The sequence below is a fragment of the Streptomyces sp. NPDC001407 genome (assembly GCF_042895325.1).
In the GTDB taxonomy this organism is placed as follows: Bacteria; Actinomycetota; Actinomycetes; order Streptomycetales; family Streptomycetaceae; genus Streptomyces.
Genome location: NZ_JBIAWF010000002.1, coordinates 460917 through 479078, shown reverse-complemented (window position 1 = coordinate 479078; position 18162 = coordinate 460917). Strand labels below are relative to the sequence as shown.

16 protein-coding genes and 1 pseudogene are annotated in these 18162 nt (G+C 72.4%); 10 read left to right on the top strand and 7 right to left on the bottom strand.

Features of this window, described 5'->3' with window-relative positions; all coding sequences use genetic code 11:
• Positions 1-46: 46 nt before the first annotated feature.
• Both ACFY1P_RS05540 and ACFY1P_RS05535 read right to left on the bottom strand, forming a co-directional pair.
• Positions 47-1258, bottom strand: coding sequence for an NAD(P)/FAD-dependent oxidoreductase (locus tag ACFY1P_RS05540; RefSeq protein WP_390749792.1), 1212 nt, complete (start codon positions 1256-1258; stop codon positions 47-49).
• A complete protein-coding gene (locus tag ACFY1P_RS05535; protein ID WP_390749791.1) occupies positions 1255-3363 on the bottom strand; it encodes a molybdopterin oxidoreductase family protein in 2109 nt (702 codons plus the stop codon). Before ACFY1P_RS05535 ends, ACFY1P_RS05540 begins: the two co-directional genes overlap by 4 nt.
• A gap of 147 nt (positions 3364-3510) precedes the next feature.
• Here ACFY1P_RS05535 and ACFY1P_RS05530 point away from each other — a divergent pair, with 147 nt between their 5' ends.
• Complete coding sequence (locus ACFY1P_RS05530) at positions 3511-4374, top strand: uroporphyrinogen-III synthase (protein ID WP_390749790.1); 864 nt, start codon at positions 3511-3513, stop codon at positions 4372-4374.
• Between the two features lie 140 nt (positions 4375-4514).
• Entirely contained in the window at positions 4515-4949 is a 435-nt protein-coding gene (locus ACFY1P_RS05525) for a hypothetical protein (RefSeq protein WP_390749789.1), read from the top strand.
• A 46-nt stretch (positions 4950-4995) separates the two neighbouring features.
• Here the strand turns inward: ACFY1P_RS05525 and ACFY1P_RS05520 are convergent, their stop codons facing one another.
• Genes ACFY1P_RS05520 through ACFY1P_RS05510 form a run of 3 tightly spaced genes read right to left on the bottom strand, consistent with a single transcriptional unit; the run spans position 4996 to position 6978 of the window.
• Positions 4996-5676, bottom strand: a complete 681-nt coding sequence (locus ACFY1P_RS05520) for an ABC transporter ATP-binding protein (protein ID WP_361524483.1) — start codon at positions 5674-5676, stop codon at positions 4996-4998.
• On the bottom strand, positions 5673-6233 hold the full coding sequence (locus ACFY1P_RS05515) for a biotin transporter BioY (protein ID WP_361524486.1): 561 nt from the start codon (positions 6231-6233) through the stop codon (positions 5673-5675). The genes ACFY1P_RS05520 and ACFY1P_RS05515 overlap by 4 nt, the downstream gene beginning before the upstream one ends.
• Before the next feature lie 58 nt (positions 6234-6291).
• Complete coding sequence (locus ACFY1P_RS05510) at positions 6292-6978, bottom strand: energy-coupling factor transporter transmembrane component T family protein (RefSeq protein ID WP_390749788.1); 687 nt, start codon at positions 6976-6978, stop codon at positions 6292-6294.
• Positions 6979-7130: 152 nt separating this feature from the next.
• Here ACFY1P_RS05510 and ACFY1P_RS05505 point away from each other — a divergent pair, with 152 nt between their 5' ends.
• The 6 genes and pseudogenes from ACFY1P_RS05505 (at position 7131) to ACFY1P_RS05480 (ending at position 13291) form a co-directional block, all read left to right on the top strand.
• Positions 7131-7727, top strand: a complete 597-nt coding sequence (locus ACFY1P_RS05505) for a hypothetical protein (RefSeq protein WP_390749787.1) — start codon at positions 7131-7133, stop codon at positions 7725-7727.
• Between the two features lie 88 nt (positions 7728-7815).
• Positions 7816-8271: a MarR family winged helix-turn-helix transcriptional regulator gene (locus ACFY1P_RS05500; RefSeq protein WP_390749786.1), complete on the top strand. Its 456-nt coding sequence runs from the start codon at positions 7816-7818 to the stop codon at positions 8269-8271.
• Positions 8268-9120: pseudogene (locus ACFY1P_RS05495) on the top strand (ABC transporter ATP-binding protein). Before ACFY1P_RS05500 ends, ACFY1P_RS05495 begins: the two are co-directional and overlap by 4 nt.
• Positions 9080-9943 carry an ABC transporter permease gene (locus ACFY1P_RS05490; RefSeq protein ID WP_361524500.1) on the top strand — a complete coding sequence of 288 codons (864 nt, stop codon included), beginning with the start codon at positions 9080-9082 and terminating at the stop codon, positions 9941-9943. Before ACFY1P_RS05495 ends, ACFY1P_RS05490 begins: the two are co-directional and overlap by 41 nt.
• Before the next feature lie 167 nt (positions 9944-10110).
• Positions 10111-12333, top strand: coding sequence for a HelD family protein (locus ACFY1P_RS05485; RefSeq protein ID WP_390749810.1), 2223 nt, complete (start codon positions 10111-10113; stop codon positions 12331-12333).
• Between the two features lie 430 nt (positions 12334-12763).
• The gene (locus ACFY1P_RS05480) at positions 12764-13291 is read left to right on the top strand and encodes a DUF4232 domain-containing protein (protein ID WP_361524506.1); all 528 of its coding nucleotides are present in this window, start codon (positions 12764-12766) and stop codon (positions 13289-13291) included.
• Positions 13292-13303: 12 nt separating this feature from the next.
• On the opposite strand, the gene ACFY1P_RS05475 is transcribed toward ACFY1P_RS05480, so the two are convergent.
• Both ACFY1P_RS05475 and ACFY1P_RS05470 read right to left on the bottom strand, forming a co-directional pair.
• On the bottom strand, positions 13304-13585 hold the full coding sequence (locus tag ACFY1P_RS05475) for a TetR/AcrR family transcriptional regulator C-terminal domain-containing protein (protein WP_361524509.1): 282 nt from the start codon (positions 13583-13585) through the stop codon (positions 13304-13306).
• A gap of 232 nt (positions 13586-13817) precedes the next feature.
• Positions 13818-15191 (bottom strand): cytochrome P450, encoded by a 1374-nt coding sequence (locus tag ACFY1P_RS05470; protein ID WP_390749785.1) that lies wholly within the window; start codon positions 15189-15191, stop codon positions 13818-13820.
• A gap of 381 nt (positions 15192-15572) precedes the next feature.
• Between ACFY1P_RS05470 and ACFY1P_RS05465 the strand changes: the two genes are divergently transcribed.
• The gene (locus ACFY1P_RS05465; protein ID WP_361524512.1) at positions 15573-16526 is read left to right on the top strand and encodes a hypothetical protein; all 954 of its coding nucleotides are present in this window, start codon (positions 15573-15575) and stop codon (positions 16524-16526) included.
• Positions 16527-16702: 176 nt separating this feature from the next.
• Positions 16703-18157: an amino acid permease gene (locus ACFY1P_RS05460; RefSeq protein WP_361524563.1), complete on the top strand. Its 1455-nt coding sequence runs from the start codon at positions 16703-16705 to the stop codon at positions 18155-18157.
• The last annotated feature ends 5 nt before the right edge of the window (positions 18158-18162 follow it).

Below are 18162 nucleotides of genomic sequence, written 5' to 3'. Positions count from 1 at the left end.
CGGCTGGGGGCGGGGAGTGGGGAGGGCACGGGCGGGGCTCCTTCGGTCACGATGACGTGCGGATGAGGTCCAGAGGATCGGCGGGCAGCGGTTCGTCGCTTCGCCAGACGTGGATGAGGCCGCCCACGGCCGACAGGTCACCGACGAGAAGGGCGCTCTCCAGCCGGTCGCCGCGCAGGACGAGCTTCTTGTACGTGCCTTGTCTGGCGTCGGCGACGCGGAGCACGTCACAGGTGTCCGCGGCGCCGTCGCCGGGCGGGCCGAAGGCCGCGAGCTGCAAGGGCCCGGCCGTCAGCCGGACCAGCGGACGGCTGCCCGGCCACCGGGCATCGGGGCCGGCCCCGGACAGCCGGGCCGCGAGCACGTCGGCCTGCGCCCAGGCGGGGCCGGACAGGCCGTGGACGGTGCCGTGGACTTCGGCGCAGTCCCCGATCGCGTGGATCCCGGCGGCGGAAGTGGCCAGGGCGTCGTCGACGACGATGCCCTCGCGCACCACCAGCCCGGCGGCGCGCGCCAGGTGGGTGCGCGGCCGGACCCCGCACGTGAACACCACGAGAGAGGCGGGCAGCGCCTCGTCCGGCAGCTCCACGGCCGTGACACGGCCCGTGCCACGCAGGGCGCACACCTCGGTGCCGGTGCGCACCGCGACACCCAGCGCCGCGAGACCGGCCGTCAGTATCCGTGCTGCCCCGCTGTCGAGTTGACGACCCATCAGCCACGGGCCCCGGTGGACCAGGGTGACGGGGAGACCGCGGGCGGTCAGCGCCCGGGCGACCCCGACCCCCAGCACCCCGCCGCCCACGACGACGGCCCGGCCCGCCCGCCCCGCCCCGTCGGCCACACGGCGGCAGTCGGCCAGCGCGCGGAGCGTGTGCACCCCGCCGAGCCGCCCGCCGCCCGGCCCGCACAGCCCCGGCACCGGCGGCAGCACGGGCTCGGCGCCCGTCGCCAGCACCAGCGCGTCGTAGCGGGCGGTCGAGCCGTCGGCCAGGGAGATCGTCCGCCCGGCGGGGTCGACGGCGGTGACCTCGGCGCCGGTGCGGATCTCGGCGCCCCGCCCCCGCGGCAGGCAGATGGTGTCACCGTCGTAGCGCCCGGCGAGCACTTCGGTGAGCAAGGTGCGGTTGTACGGGCCGTCCGGCTCGGCCCCGTACAGCGTCAGCTCCACGGTGCCCGGAGCCGCATGTGCCAGGAGCTGCTGCGCGAAGCGGGCCGCGGCCATGCCCGCGCCGGCCACCGCGATCCGCCGGGCCCTCATGACGCCTCCTCCTCGGCCGCCCGCTCCACCCGCACCGCGCACACCTTGAACTCCGGCATCCTCGAATCCGGGTCCAGGGCGGGGTTGGTGAGCGTGTTGGCCCTGCCCCGGCCGGCCCAGTGGAAGGGCATGAAGACGGTGTCGGGCCGCACGCCGTCGGTGATCCTCGCGGGAGCGGTGGCCCGGCCGCGGCGGCTCGTCACCGTCAGCAACTGCCCCTCGCCGACGCCGAGCCGCTCCGCGAGCCGCGGGTGGAGCTCGACGAACGGGCCGGGCGCGGCAGCGTTCAGCGCGGGGACCCGCCGGGTCTGCGCCCCGCTCTGGTACTGCGACCCCACCCGCCCCGTCGTGAGGTACAGCGGGAAGCGGGCGTCGGTCTCCTCGGCGGGCGGGCGGTGGCCGACGGCGGCGAACCGCGCCCGGCCGTCCGGGGTCGCGAACCGGTCCAGGAACAGCCGCGGCGTGCCCGGGTGCGTCGCGTCGGGGCACGGCCAGAACACCCCGTCCTCGGCCCGGATCCGGGCGTAGCTGATGCCGGCGTAGTCGGCGGCACCGCCCGCCGATGCCCGCCGCAGCTCCTCGAAGACCTCTTCCGCGTCGTCGGGGAAACCCTTGTCCGTGCCCAGCCGGCCGGCCAGCTCCTTGAGGACGTACAGATCACTGCGCACACCCTCGGGAGGAGCGACGGCGGCCCGGCGCAGGATCACCCGGCCTTCCAGATTGGTCATCGTGCCCGTCTCCTCCGCCCACTGCGCCGACGGCAGTACGACGTCCGCGAGCTCCGCGGTCTCCGACAGCACGACGTCGCTGACGACGAGGAAGTCCAGCGACCGCAACCTGTCGGTGACATGAGCGGCGTGCGGGGCGGACACCACCGGGTTGGACCCCATGACCAGCAGCGCCCGCACGCCGTCCGCCGTGCCCGCCCGGTCCAGCAGCTCGTAACCCGACACCCCCGGACCGGGCAGCTCCTCGGGGTCCACCCCCCAGACACCGGCCACATGGGCGCGGGCCTGAGGGTCCGTCAGGGAGCGGTAGCCGGGCAACTGGTCGGCCTTCTGCCCGTGTTCACGGCCTCCCTGACCGTTCCCCTGACCCGTCAGGCAGCCGTACCCACTGCCCGGACGGCCCGCCTTGCCCGTCGCCAGGCACAGATTGATCCACGCCCGGACGGTGTCCGTACCCTTGCTGTGCTGCTCGGAGCCCCGGGCCGTGAGCACCATGGCCGAGCGCGCCCGTGCGAAGAGGTGGGCCGCCTCCCGCAGCCGGGGCACCGGCACCCCCGTGAGCTCCTCCACCCGCTCGGGCCAGTGCGCCATCGCCGCCGCCCGCGCCTCCGCGAACCCCGTCGTGCGGTCCGCGATGAACTCCCGGTCTAGCAGCCCGTCGGCTATGACCAGGTGCAACAGCCCCGCCGCCAGCGCCAGATCCGTGCCCGGCGCCGGGGACAGATGCAGATCGGCGTGCTCGGCCGTCCGCGTGCGGCGGGGGTCGACGACGACGAGGCGGCCGCCGTTCTCCCGCATCCTCGTGAAGTAACGCAGCGCCGGAGGCATCGTCTCCGCCGGATTCCCGCCCGCCAGGATGACGCAGTCCGCGGTGGCGATGTCCTCCAGCGGGAACGGCAGCCCGCGGTCCACACCGAACGCCGCGCGGTTCGCGGTCGCGGCCGAGGACATGCAGAACCGTCCGTTGTAGTCGATGTGCGGAGTACGCAGCACCACCCGCGCGAACTTCCCCAGCAGATACGCCTTCTCGTTGGTCAGCCCGCCCCCGCCGAACACCCCCACCGCCGCGCGGCCATGACGCTCCGCGGCGCCCGCGAGACCGGCCGCCACCAGATCCAGGGCCCGCTCCCACGACAGCTCGCGGAGCGTGCCCGTCCGCGGGTCCCGGGCCAGCGGGGCCGACAGCCGCGCGGCACCCGCCAGCACGGCCGCGGCGCTGCGCCCCTTGCCGCACAGGGCCCCGCGGTTGACGGGAAACGCGGGGCGCTCGACGACCTCCACGGCGGGCGCCCCGGGCACTCCCCCGGAAGCCGCCGGACGCAATCCCATGCCGCACTGCAACGCGCAGTACGGACAGTGGGTATCGGTGCTCACCATGGCATGAATGGTGGCCTTCGCCCGTTACGCACCCACGTCGCCGGAGTTGCGCCGACGTCACGAAGTCGTTACCACGGGTGATGAGACGGCCCCGCCGGCTGACAAAGTGGCAACCTCCCGGAAACACCCCGGAGAGAAGCTGCGTTGATGAGTACCACCGACACCGCCACCCCGGGGCCGCTCACCGGCTTCACCATCGGCGTGACAGCGGCACGCCGCCGCGAGGAACTCACCGCGCTGCTCCTCCGCCGGGGCGCCCGCGTCATCGAGGCCCCCACCCTCAGCGTCGTGCCCCTGGGCGACGACGCCGCCCTGCGCGCCGCCACCGAACGCTGCCTCGCCGCACCCCTGGACTACGTCGTCGTCACCACGGGCGTCGGCTGGCGCGGCTGGACGAGCGCCGCCGAAGGCTGGGGCCACGGCACGGCGCTCCTCCGCGCCTGCCGGCCGGCCGCGGTGGTCACCCGCGGGCCCAAGGCCCTCGGGGCGGTCCGGGCCAGTGGTCTCACCGAGGTGTTCTCGCCGCCGACCGAGGCCAGCCGCGAGGTGCTCACCTGGCTCCTCTCCCACGACCTGCGCGGCCGCCGCGTCGCGGTCCAGCAACACGGCGCACCCATGCGCGGCTTCACCGCGGCCCTGCGGGAACGCGGCGCCGAGGTCATCGAGGTGCCGGTCTACCGCTGGGGGCCGCCCGAGGAACCGGAGGCCGTACGCCGCCTGGTGGACGCGACGGCCCGCCACGACCTCCACGCGCTGACCTTCACCAGCGCGCCGGCCGCCGTGGCCTTCCTGGAGGCCGCGGCCGCCGCGGGCCGCCGGGAGGACGTGCTCACGGCGCTCCGCTCCGACGTCGCCGTCGTCTGCGTCGGCGAGCTCTGCGCCGAGCCGCTGCGTACGGCAGGGGTCCCTGTCCACTACCCGGAACGCGGGCGGCTCGGCCCGCTCGTGCGCACCCTCACCGACCTCCTGCACCGGCCCGCCCACCTGTCGCCCGGCCCGCCCGGCGCCTGAGGACCGGCCGCCGGGAAGGGGGCCGGGTGGGGAAGATCTCGCAGCACGCCGCCGCACACGGCTGTTAGCTTGTGGATCCGGACCCACCGGGGGCCCACGAGGGAAGGACGTCACGTGCGCAGAGCAGCGCGGTACGCGGGGTGGCGCTCGTCGCCGCTGTGCTGATGACCGGCTGCGGCAGTGGCGGTGACAAGAAGTCCGCCGACGAGCAGTCCGCGAGCACGCCGCCCGGGACTTCAGGCGACTCCGCGGCCACCGGCCCGGCCGGGCACTACGACGGTGTCTACGGAGCCCGCTCCGACGACGGCATGATCGGCATGACCATCGCCCAGGGCAAGGCCGTCGTCTACGCCGACAACGGCAAGCGCGCCTGCATGGGCACGGTCGACGAGAAGGACCGGCCGGCGAAGATCACGCTGAAGTGCGCGGACGGCGACACCGAGCGCACCGCGGGCACCGTGGACCGCTCGGACGGCAAGACCCTGGTCGTCTCCTGGGGAGCGGGCAGGACGGACACCTTCACGAAGTCGGGCGATCCCATGCCGCTCCCGTCCCCGAAGAAGCTGGGCGGCTGACGACCGCCGCCGCTCTCCGGGGCGACGGGTGACGGGCGACGGGTGGCTACAGCGGCGGATGCATCGCGACGTACGCCGCGATGCTCTCCGCCGCGGGACCGTCCGCCACCACCCGGCCACCGTCGAACACGATCACCCGCTCGAACTCCGCGAGCAGCTCCAGGTCGTGCGAGACCACCACGACCTTCTGGTCCAGCTCCCGGACGAGCTTGCCGACCCGGCGCTTGTTCCGCAGGTCCAGCAGCGTGGTCGGCTCGTCGAAGACCACGTACCGCGGGCCCGTGATCAGCACCGCGGCGATCGCCAGCAGTTGCTTCTGGCCGCCGCTGAGCAGATGCGCCGGGTGGTCACGGAACTCGCTCAGCCCGTACTGCGCCAGCACCTCGCTCACCCGCCGGCCGGTCTCCGCCTTGCTCAGCCCGTGGCGCTTGAGCCCGAACGCGAGGTCCTCCGCGACCGTGGGCATCACGATCTGGATGTCCGGGTCCTGGAAGACGAAGCCGACCTCGCGCCGGACCTCCTTGCCCTTGCGGCCCGTGTCCAGACCGTCCACGGTGACCCGGCCCCTGGACGGCACCAGCAGGCCGTTCAGCAGCCGGACGAACGTGCTCTTGCCCGAGCCGTTCGACCCGATGACGCCGATCCGGTCCTCACGGAGCGTCAGATCGACGTCCCGCAGCACCTGCCGCTCGCCGAACCACTGGCTCACACCCTCGATCTCGATCACGCGCACTCGTCCCCGGCGGTGCGCGGCACACCGGGCGTGATCATGGGGTAGGCCCTGCGGACGGTCACCGCCGCGAGCGAGCCGATCACCACCTTGACCAGGTCACCGGGGAGGAATACCACCGAGCCGGTGAACGCCTTGGCCATCGGCAGGTGCGCGGCGACGGCCATCCACGGGATGCCGATGGCGTAGAGCACGAGCGCCCCGCCGACGAGGTTGCACAGCATGGCGGTCCACTGGTTGTAGTGCTTCCACAGCCGCTCGGTCAGCAGCCCCGTGACGTACGCCCCGACCGGATAGGCCAGGATGAAGCCGCCCGTCGGCCCGAGAATGACACCGAGGCCACCGCGGCCGCCCGGCAGCACCGGCAGGCCGATCACCACGAGCACCACGAACAGCAGGATCGCCAGACCGCCCCGGCGTGCGCCGATGATGGAACCCGCCAGGATCACACCGAGCGTCTGGGAGGTGAACGGCGCCGGGACGAGCGGCAGCTCGATCAGCGGGAAGAAGCCCAGCACCACCATGATCGCGGCAAACAGCGCGATCTGCGCCATGTCCTTCGTACGCAACCCCGACCCCCGGCCCCGAGCGCCTCTCGCTCACAGCGGGTCATCATAGAGGGCGGGTCTCCTCCGGCCGCCGGGGGCCGTCGACGCCCCTGGCGTCGAGCGCCTCGCCCAGCCCGTCCGCCAGCCGCAACGTCTTGACCAGCAGCGGAGCCAGGAAGGCCGTGCTGCGCTCCACCCCGCGCGCCCGCTGCGCGGCACGCACCTGATCCGCCTGTTCCTTGATCACCGGGATGAAACGGATCGTCATGGCCACCACCAGACCGACCCGCTCCGGCCGGATCCCGAGCGGCCGCAACGGCCGCAGCGCCGCCTCGATCGCAGCGATCATCGCGGAGGTCCGGGTGGTCAGCGTGACCAGATTGGCCAGCATCACCAGCACCACGATGCGCTGCCCCACCAGCACGGCGGTCTCCCAGCCGGTGAACAGCCACTGCACGGCCACGATCGAGACGGCGAAGGGCAGCACCGTGAGCAACTGCCGCCCCGCCGTCCGCCAGGGAACACGCGCCAGCGCGTAACACAGCCCGACCCCCGCCACGGCGGCACCCAGCACCGTCATCGACGTGACGAAGAACAGGGCCGTACCCACCGCGAACAGCACGAGCAGCTTCACCCCGGCGGGCAGGGCGTGGACGGGCGACCGCGCGTCGTGGTGCAGGCTCAGCATGGCGGTGAGTACCTCGTGGTCCGTACGGGAGAGGGCCGGTGCCCGGTGTATCTCCGGGCACACACCGTATCTCCCATATCTCCCGGCCTTTTTGGCGCTCCCGGCCCACGCCTGTGGCCGGCCGCCGCGTCGGATACGTTCGGATAGGTTTGCCGAGATCATGTCCGGCAGGCACGGGGGAAGAATTGAACACGCACGAACTCACGCCGGAAGACGTGAGCGCCAGGCGGATGACGCTGCCCGGCAAGCGGCACACGTGGAGCGACACCCTCAAATGGACTGTGCTCATTCCCGTGCTGGCCACGCTCGCCGGCTGGTGCGCCCAGTATCCGTACGGCCTCTGGCTCGCCACCCCGCTCGCCTTCGTGGCCGTCGGCGCGGCCGGGATCGTCGCGGGCAGTGAATGGCGCCGGCCCGGCGCCGCGACCCTCGCCTGCTTCTCGGCCGGCGCGCTGCTGTTCTGCGGCGGCCCCGCGCTCTACGAGCTCTACGCCAAGAAGCTCGGCGACCCCGCCGACGCCGTGGTCGCCGGGACGGGAACGCACAAGAACGGCAAGGGCACCGAGCTCGACACCTGCACGGTGGTCGACGCCTCCGGCGGCGTCCACCACCTGTCCGAGCAGCAGAACTGCACGGGCCAGTTCAAGGGCGGGCAGCACGTGACGCTGCTCCGCGACCCGGCCGGGCTCCTCGATCCCTACCTCGTCGCCCCCGGCGACCGCACTCCCGGTCCTCTCGGACTGGAGATCTCCGCCGGGCTGTTCGCGCTCACCGGAGCGAGCACGCTCTACGCGGGCCGCCGCAGGCGCTGACAGCGGAGGACGTACGGCGGGAGGGGGCCGCGGACGTGGATGTCCGCGGCCCCCTCCCGTACCTCTCATACAGAGGTACGCTGGACGGGTGAGCGCAGACGGCCTCTCCGACGAGCTCGCCGGAGTGCTGACGGGCATCCACCGAATGGTCCGGCGCAGACTGTGGGCCGGACTGACGAAGCCACGTCTGCGCGGTGCCGAGGCCGAACTCCTGCACATTGTCACCGAACGCCCCGGCATAGGGGTCTCGGGCGCCGCCGACGAGCTCTATCTGGCGGCCAATTCCGTGAGCACCCTCGTCAACCAGCTGGTCAAGGCAGGGCTGTTGCGCCGCGAGGCCGATCCGAGCGACGGCCGCGTCGCCATGCTGTTCCCGACCCCCGCCTGCCGGGAGCGGTTGCGGGCCTGGGACGCCCGGCGCGGCGCGCTCTTCCGCGCGCGGGTGCGGACCCTCCCGGCCGAGGACCAGGCCGCCCTGGCCGCGGCGCTGCCCGCCCTGCGCAGGCTCGCCCGGTCACTCCGCGAGACAGGGGAGGCACGATGACCGCACCCGCCGTCCGCTGCGCCCGGCTGTGCTACGCCTTCGGGCACGTCACCGCCGTCGACGGGCTCGACCTCTCGGTCGCCCCCGGTGAGGTCTTCGGCCTCCTCGGGCCCAACGGCGCGGGCAAGACCACCACCCTGCGGGTGATCACCACCCTCCTCCCCGTGCCGCCCGGCGTCGTCGAGATCTTCGGGCACGACGCGGCCCGCCAGAAGATGGCCGTGCGGCGCCTGCTCGGTTACGTACCGCAGCAGTTGTCCGCCGACGGCGCGCTGACGGGCCGGGAGAACGTCGCCCTCTTCGCCCGGGTCTTCGACTCGCCCCGCCGCGAGCGGAACGCCCGCGTCGCCCAGGCGCTGGAGGCGGTCGGCCTCGCCGAGGTCGCGGGCCGCCTGGTGGCCACGTACTCGGGCGGCATGGTGCGCCGGCTGGAGCTGGCGCAGGCGCTGGTCAGCGCGCCGCGGCTGATGATCCTGGACGAGCCGACGGTCGGCCTCGACCCCATCGCCCGGGACAGCGTGTGGGACCGCATCAACCGCATCCGCGCGGGCACCGGGATGACGGTGCTCGTCACCACCCACTCCATGGAGGAGGCCGACCGGCGCTGCGACCGCGTGGCCCTGATGCACCGGGGGCGGATCCGGGCGCTCGGCACCCCCGAGGAGCTCAAGAGCGAGCTGGTCACCGACCGCCGGGAGAAGGGCAAGGAGGATCCCGCGCCCCCGACCCTGGAGGACGTCTTCCGGCACTTCGCCGGGAGCGGACTGGAGGAGACCGGCGCCGACGAGCAGCGAGGGGGAGTTCCGCGATGTCCGCCGTACCCGCCGCACCGCCTCCCGCGTCGGCTGACGCCGCCCCGCCGGAAGCCCCCTTCGCGCTGCTGCTGTCGCCGCCCCGCGCGCGCGGAGGCTGGCGGGTGGTCCCGGCCCGCACCTGGGCCATGTGCGCGGTGGAGCTGCAGAAGCTGCGCCACGACCGCACGGAGCTCTACACCCGCGCGATCCAGCCCGCCCTCTGGCTGCTGATCTTCGGCGAGACCTTCACCCGGATCCGGGCCATCCCCACGGGGAACGTCCCCTATCTCGACTTCCTCGCGCCCGGGATCATCGCGCAGTCGGCCATGTTCATCGCCATCTTCTACGGCATCATGATCATCTGGGAGCGGGACTCCGGGGTCCTGACCAAGCTGCTGGTGACCCCCACGCCCCGGGCGGCCCTGGTCACCGGCAAGGCGTTCGCCGCCGGGCTCAAGGCCCTGATCCAGGCCGTGGTCGTCGTCGTGCTCGCGGCGGTGCTGGGCGTCGCCCTGACCGGGAATCCGCTGAAGCTGCTGGGCGTCGCCGTGGTGGTGCTGCTCGGATCGGCGTTCTTCTCCTGCCTTTCCATGTCGATCGCCGGGATCGTCCTCACCCGCGACCGTCTGATGGGCATCGGCCAGGCCATCACCATGCCGCTGTTCTTCGGCTCCAACGCGCTCTATCCGGTCTCGGTGATGCCGGGCTGGCTCAAGGTCGTCAGCATGGTCAACCCGCTGAGCTATGAGGTGGACGCCCTGCGCGGGCTGCTGATCGGCACCCCGGCCCATCTCGCCGTCGACTTCGGCGTCCTCGTCCTCGCCGCTCTCCTCGGCATCACGGCGGCGGCCTCCCTGCTGGGCCGTCTCGCCCGCTGAACCGGCCTTCCAGGCGGCCCCGGAAAAGAGAAATACCCCGACCGTATTGACGGCTGGGGTATTTCTCTGCGTATATTAGAAAATTCCGCAACCCGGGTAACTCAGGGTGCGGAGAAGCTTTATGAGTGCATCGTATCCGGGTGGGAGTCGAATTGTCAAACGAGGAAATGCGTCGTGAGCAGGAATTCATCGATCTGCTCCACGATCGCCTCGCCGAACTGCGCACCGAGGCCGAGGCCGCGGTGAAGGCCGCCATGTCGCCTGCCGGGAACACCTTCCAGGCGCGCCTGGAGCGGGACGTGCTCGTCGCCGAACAGTCCGGCCTGCTCGCCGCCTTCAACGCCGGCGAGAACGGCCTCTGCTTCGGCCGCCTCACCTTCCGCGACGGCCGTGACCACCACATCGGCCGGATCGGCATGCGCCGCGACGACGCCGACCGCACCCCGCTGGTCGTCGACTGGCGGGCCGAGGTCGCGCGCCCCTTCTACCTCGCCACCGGACACACCCCCATGGGGCTGCGCCGCAGACGGCACATCACCACCGAGGGCCGCACGGTCACCGCCCTGCACGACGAGATCCTGGACCTCGCCGACGCCGAACGCACCGGGCACGAAGGCGCCGACGCGGACGCCGTGCTGCTCGCCGCGCTGGACGCGGCGCGCACCGGCCGCATGCACGACATCGTGCAGACCATCCAGGCCGAACAGGACCGGATCATCCGGGCACCGCACCACGGTGTCCTCGTCGTCGAGGGCGGGCCGGGCACCGGAAAGACCGTGGTGGCACTGCACCGCGCCGCCTTCCTGCTCTACGCCCACCGCGAGCAACTGGCCCGCCGCGCCGTGCTGATCGTCGGGCCGAACCCCGCCTTCCTCGGCTACATCGGCGAGGTGCTGCCCTCGCTCGGCGAGACGGGCGTCCTGCTCGCCACGCCCGGCGAGCTCTTCCCGGGCGTGACCGCGACCGGCACCGACACCGCCCGCGCCGCCGAGGTCAAGGGCGCCGCCACGATGGCCGACGCGCTGGCCCGCTGCGTACGCGACCGGCAGACCCTGCCCGACCCCGTGCGGGTCATCGACCACGAGGACGGCGAGCTGCTGCTGGACACGGCCATCGCGGAGGAGGCCCGGCAGCAGGCGCGCGCCACCAACCTGCCGCACAACCTCGCCCGCCCCTACTTCGCGTTCCGCGTCATCGACGCGCTGACCGCCCAGCTGGCCGACCGCATCGGCGCGGACCCGTACGGCGGACCGAACTTCCTCGGCCCCGACGACATCGCCCAGCTCGGCAAGGCGATCGCTGCCAGTGCCGAAGTCCGCCGCACCATCGACGAGTTGTGGCCACTGCTCACGCCGCAGGAGCTGGTCGCCGACTTCCTCGCCGACCCCGTCCACCTCCCGGAAGCGGACGCCGCCGCGATCCGCCGCGAGGGAGGCCCCTGGACCCCCGCCGACGTCCCGCTCCTGGACGAGGCCGCCGAACTCCTCGGTGAGGACGACTCGGCCGCCCGCGCCGCCGCCGAGGCCGAGCGCCAGGAGCGCATCGCGTACGCGCAGGGCGTGCTCGACCTCTCCTACGGCTCCCGCACCCAGGAGTTCGAGGACCGCGTCGACGAGGACTCGGAGGTGCTCGCCGCCCACGACCTGGTCGACGCCGAACGGCTCGCCGACCGGCACGAGGAGGCCGACCACCGCAGCGCCGCCGAGCGCGCCGCCGCCGACCGCACCTGGGCGTTCGGCCACATCATCGTGGACGAGGCGCAGGAGCTGTCCGCGATGATGTGGCGGCTGCTGATGCGCCGCTGCCCGACCCGCTCGATGACCCTGGTCGGCGACCCGGCCCAGACCGCCGAACCGGGCGGCTGCGGAGCATGGGAGACGATCCTGTCGCCGTACGTCGACGACCGCTGGGAGCACGTCAGGCTCGGCGTCAACTACCGCACCCCCGCCGAGATCATGGAGGTCGCGGCGGAGGTGATCCGGTCCGCGGACCCCTTCTTCGCGCCGCCGCGCTCGGTCCGCTCCACCGGCGTACGGCCCTGGGCGCACCGGACCGGGGACCTGCCCCGCGCGGTCGCCGCCGCCGTCGCGCGCGAGACCCACGACGAGGCCCGCCTCGCGGTGATCGCCCCGCGCTCCCACCACGCCGCGCTGGCCGCCGCCCTCCCCACCGCCTCCACGGGCCCGGCCCCGGACCTGACCAGCCCGGTCGTCCTGCTCGACCCCAGACAGGCCAAGGGCCTGGAATTCGACACGGTGATCGTGGCGGAACCGGCGGAGTTCGGGGTCAGCGACCTCTACGTCGCCCTCACCCGCCCGACCCAGCGGCTGGGCGTCGTCCACACGACGGCCCTGCCGGAGGGGCTCGAGTCGCTGGCCGTACGGGACTGATCCGCGTCTCCCGGCAGGGCTCGTACGGAGGCGAGCTCTGCCGGGGCCGGTGGAACCGGGGAGGGGGAGCGGGCGTCCGTCCTGGCGACAGCCGAGATCACTTGCGTCGCCGGGGTACCTCTACATGTCGCGGGTGACTTTGTCCCGTACCTTCCGCGACGCGAGGAACTTCCGCCGGATTCAGCCGGATTCCTGCTCGACTTCTTCGCCCGTTTCCCGGCGGAGGAGCACGAGCGGGGCCCGGCCCTGGCCCGCTGCACCGGCCCCATGTCCGGTGCGGAGTTCGATGTCTGAACGACACCGCCCCGCAACCAGGACGTGGCCGGTTGTCGACCCTTCATGTTCGAACGCACGCCCTATGGGTAGGCGGGAACACGACCTTGATCAGGTCGCATCGCACCGTACGAAGGAGCGCAAAGTGATACCCCGCATGAACGCGAAACTCGCCCTCTCCGGGGCCGCCGCCGTCGTGCTGAGCGCCGGGCTCACGACCGGAGCCGTCGCGCAGGAGGCGCCCGCGGCGGGCTCGGCCGGGCTCGCGACCTGCGCGGCCTCGGATCTGAGCGTGTCGTTCCACAACCGCCTCGGTGGCGGGATGAGCCACGCGGGAGGGACGCTCGAGTTCAAGAACACCGGCGCCCGGGAGTGCGCCCTGCGCGGATACCCGGGCCTGGGACTGGAGAACGCGCAGCATGAGGAGCTGTCCTCGCACGCGGTCCGGGGCAGCACGTGGTACGCCGACGACCCGGGCAACAAGGTCGTACGCATCGAGCCCGGCGGCACGGCCCAGGCCGTCGTCGCCTGGACCCACTCCGGCTCCGCCGCACGCCAGGCGGCCTACCTGCGGGTGACCCCGCCTGCGGCCACGTCGTACCGCACCATCGAGCTCGGTGACCTCGTCGACAACGGCGAACTGCACGTCACCGCGGTGGCGAACACGGTGCCCGTACGCGAGTGACCCCGTCGGGCGTCAGCCGTGCCCGCCGCCGATGAGGGCTGACAGCCCGTCGAGCATCGACGTCAGCCCCATCTCGAAGATCTCGTCGAGGTGCAGGTCGTAGCCGGTCTCCGAGAGCGAGGCGATGACGCGGCCGAACGCCGGGTAGTCGCCTGACGAGGTGAGCGCGGCGAGGGCGGGAGCCTGGCTGTCGATCCACTCCTCCTCCGAGAGGCCCGTCACGCCCTGCGCCTGGGCCTCCCGTTCCAGGTGGACGGCGAGGCCCTGGGCGTGGCTGTAGAGGAGGAGGTTCACACGTCCTGGCCGACGAGCTCGCCAAGGCGGACGGCGACCACGGTGTCGCCTTCTCGCGCTACGAGGAGCGCCTGCGCCCGTTCGCCACCCTCAACCAGGCACTCGCCACGGCGAATCCGGGCGGCGCGGCTCCTGAAGGGGCGCTGGACGAGGCGAAGAACGCGATCTCTTTGGACGCTTGACCGCTGGGGGCGCGGCGCCCGGCACCCACCCCCTCACCACCGTCAGCCGCTCAGCGCCCCCGGTGCCGGACCGTCGCCCGTAGGGTCTTCGCCGGCTGGAGCAGGAGGCCGGCCTGGATTCCCGGGGTGCCCGGATCCGTCTCCAGCGTGCAGCGCTGCGCCAGCGTGGCCAGCACCATGACCGCCTCCACCAGAGCGAAACGAGCGCCCAGGCACGTGCGCTGGCCGCCGCCGAAGGGGAACCACGCGTGGTCCGGCACCGCGTCGGGCGCGTCGGGGGACCAGCGTTCCGGGCGGAAGGCGGTCGGGTCGGGGAACCAGCGGGGGTCCCGGTGGGTCGTCCACTGGCTGCACCACACGATCGTGCCTGCCGCCACGCCCGTGCCGCCGAGCGTCGCGCCCTCCCTGGCCACGGCCGGGATCATCCACACCGGGGGACAGACGCGCAGCGCCTCCTTGACGATCTGCTGGGCCCAGGGCAGCTGTTCGTAGTCGTCGATGACGGGCGGCCGGCCGCCGAGCATCCGGCCGAGTTCCTCGTCGAGGCGGGCGCGGGCCTTTGGCGCGGTCCCCAGCAGATACCAGATCCACGTGAGCAGGGTGGAGGTCGTCTCGTGGCCCGCGGCCCACAGGGTCACCGCCTCGTCCCGCACCTCCTTCGCCGAGAGCGGGAGCCCCTGTTCGTCGCGGGCGGCCAGCAGCCTGCCCAGCAGGTCGTCGCCCTGTGCCGCCTCGGCTCCCGCGCGCCGGCGTTCGCCGATCAGCCGGCCGACCTCGGCGTCGACGACCGCGACGGCGCCGAGCACCCGCCGCCGGGAGGGAGTGCGCACCCAGGCGGGCAGGAAGAGGTTGATGCCGCGCAGCTCGGCGCCGACCTCCCGCTGCGCCACCTCCATCGCGTCGCCGAGCGCGCGCGTCCGGTCGCCGAGGTCATTGCCGAACAGCGTCCGCACCACGACCCGCTGGGTGATCAGCGCCATCTCCCGGCGTACGTCGATCCGTTCGCCCTCCTGCCAGCGGTCGGCCGCCTCCCGCGCGCAGTCGGTCATGGTGGCGGCGTAGGCACGGACCTGCCGGGGGCGGACGGTCGGCTGGACGAGCGAGCGCTTGCGGCGCCAGTCGGCGCCCCGGCTGAGGATGACGCTCTGCCCGGTCACCTGCTTGAAGGCCCAGCCGATGTCGAGGATGTCGAAGCTGTGCTCCACGGCGCCCAGAAGCTCGGCGATGTGCTGCGGGTGGGAGAGGAACAGGCTGCGCCGCGGGCCCAGCGACCAGGTCACGGCGTCGCCGAAGTCGTCGCGGAGCCGGGCCAGGAAGGCCAGCGGGTCGCGGCCGAAGGCGGGGAGGTTGCCCAGCAGCGGCAGCCGGACCGGGCCGGGAACGGGGCGGAGCGGCACGGCGGCGGTCGGGACGGGCGAGGTCATGGCAGGGCCCCCGGGTGCGGGAAGTGAGCTGCGGGCGGAAGGATGTTTCTGATGAATACCCATCACTCAGCCCCATAAAAGGCGGAATCGGGTGATGTGCCGTCAGGTCGCCGGCCGGGCTCCTGGGCGGCGCCCACCGGCCCCCGGCATGCGCCCCGCATTCGAGGGGCATATGTCGGGGGTCTACTCGATATCCGGAATGGAAGAGCGCGCACACAACTCCGAAGGACCTGGAAAATCCCACTGAACCAGGTAATTCGGATGACCCGTTCCGTTTCGACTTGATGCTGAGTAGGGTGTGGCGTGCTGCCGAGGGAGCCGGGGGAGAGTACGGGCTGAGTTCGGCATGGGCGGTGTCGTCGGCAGGATCGGCAGGAGAGCATGACCGCTGGGTTATTCGAGGGGCAGTACGTCTGGCATCCGGCGGCGGGGGACCATCGACTGGCGCGCGCCTGCGTGGACGTACGGGCGGGGCGATACCTGAGCGCACACGACGTCCTGGAAGAGGCGCGGGAGGATTTCGGATTGCGGGCCCACCGTTCGTCGGTCCTCGCTTCGGAGGCGGCGGATTCCGATCTGGCGGAGCGCTGGCTCGCGGAAGAACCGGGCGCGGAAGCCGCGTTGCTCTGGGCCCGCGTGGCGGTGCTACGGGCATTGCGCGCGGCCGACGAAGGAGACAGGCGAGCCGTCGCCCTCGGCCGCATCGCGCTGACCGCCTGCGAACGGGCCGCGGAAATGTCACCGGCGGACCCCACGCCCCTCGTCGCGAAACTGACGCTCGCCCGCTATCACCGGCCCCGCGACCCCGCCCCGCGCGGTCTGCTCACCGCGCCGCCCGGCCCCTGGGCGCTGCTGGCCCGCATCCTCCGTCTCGACCCCTGGCACCGCGAGGCACACCACCGCTTTCTGGCCTTCTTCTTCAGCCGGCACGGCGGTTCGGCGAATGCCGCGTGGGATGTGGCCGCTTTTCTCGGCCAACGGGCACCGGCCTCCTCGCCGTTGCGCCTGCTCCCGCTGGTGACGCTGGTCCAGGACCACGACCCGGCCGCCCCGCTGGCCCACCGCACCTGGGAGCAACACCAGTGGAGAACAACGGCGATGGGGGTCTACGAGAATTGGTTCCCGCACGTGGCCGGCTATCGCTTCACCCCGGTTCTGGACCTCGCCTATCTCGCCCACGCGCTGTTCATGTCGCACCGGGAGAGCGAGGCCCGTGCCGTCCTCGTGGCCATGGGCCCGTACGCTTCCCGGATGCCCTGGAGCGCGTTCGGTGATCCCGAGGAAGAACTGACCCGCGTCAGACGGCTCTGCGGACTTCCCGTCCCCGCCGCCTGACCGTGCCGGTGGCCGCCCCGAGCCGCCGGTCAAGCCTCCGGGAACCCCCCGGGGCGTTGTGCTGTCCCTCCATCAGAAAGGCTGTGGCTGTGCTCGAACCCGCATTCCTCGTCCGTATGAGAGCCCGCCGCCAAGCGGCGCCCCTCGCCCTGGACGACGACGCGACGCTGCACGCCATGGGCTACCCGCGGAAACTGACCCGCCGGTTCCGGGCCTTCGACAATTTCGCGATATCCTTCACCATCATCAATATCATTTCCGGAATCTTCTCCTCCTTCGGATTCGGAATGACGGCCGGTGGCCCGCGGATTCTCGTGTTCGGCTGGATCGGCGTGTCCGTCATGGTGCTCTTCGTCGGCGCCGCGATGGGGGAAATCGCCTCCGCCTACCCCACCAGCGGCGCCCTGTATTTCTCCGCGGGCAAACTCGCCAAGCGGCACCGCGGCGCCTGGTCCTGGTACACGGGCTGGCTCAATTTCGTGGGTCAGGTGGGCGGCACGGCCGCCACCAACTACGCGGCGGCCACCTTCATCCAGGCGTTCATCGCCATGCAGTGGCCCTCCTACGACCCCGATCCCCGGCACACCGTCGCCATCACCGCCGTGATCCTGCTGCTCCAGGGGCTCGCCAACACCTACACGGTCCAGCTCGTCGCCCTCGTGAACCGCATCTCCGTATGGTGGCTGCTCATCGGCATGGTCGTGATCGTCGTGACCCTCACGGTGGTCCCCGACCAGCATCAGTCGGTCTCCTACGCCACCCATTTCGTCAACAACACCGGATTCGACAGCGCGATCTACGGCGGAATGCTCGGCCTGCTCGTCACCAGCTGGACCTTCACCGGGTTCGACGGCAGCTTCCACATGTCCGAGGAGACCGTCAAAGCCACCGTCAACGCGCCCCGCGGCATCATGCGCGCCATCGTCTGCTCCGCGCTCACCGGCCTGGTCCTCATGCTGGCCCTGGTCTACGCGATCCGCGACTACGACCAGGAGGCGAGCGCGTCCGCGCCCCCGGTGCAGATCCTCGTCGACGCGCTCGGCATGGGCACCGCCAGGCTGCTCCTGCTGATCGTGATCGGCGCCATGCTCTTCTGCGGGCTCGCCAACATGACCAGCAACACCCGCCAGATCTTCGCCTTCTCCCGGGACGGCGCGATGCCCGGCTCCCGCTGGTGGCACTCGGTCTCCTCGCGCACCCGCACCCCCGTCAAGGCCGTCTGGCTCGCCGCCGCCTGCCCCCTGGTGCTGGTGCTGCCTGGCTGGTGGTCGCACACCGCGTTCACCGCCGTCGTCAGCGTCAACGTCGTCGGCCTCTTCCTCGCCTACGGCGTGCCCATCTTCCTGCGGCTGCGGCTGGACGAGGACTTCCAGCCCGGCCCCTGGAACCTCGGTCGCTACGGCAAGCCCGTCGCGCGCGTCGCCGTGACCTGGATCGTCATCAGCAACGTGCTCTTCATGCTGCCCCAGGCGTCCCCGCTCACCGCCACCTCCTTCAACTACGCGCCGATCGCGCTCGGTGCCGTCCTGCTGATCGCCACCATCTGGTGGTTCGCCAGCGCCCGCCGCCGCTTCCAGGGGCCCGTCAGCTACGGACGGCCCGACGAAGTCGCCGCCATGGACCTCATCTGATACAC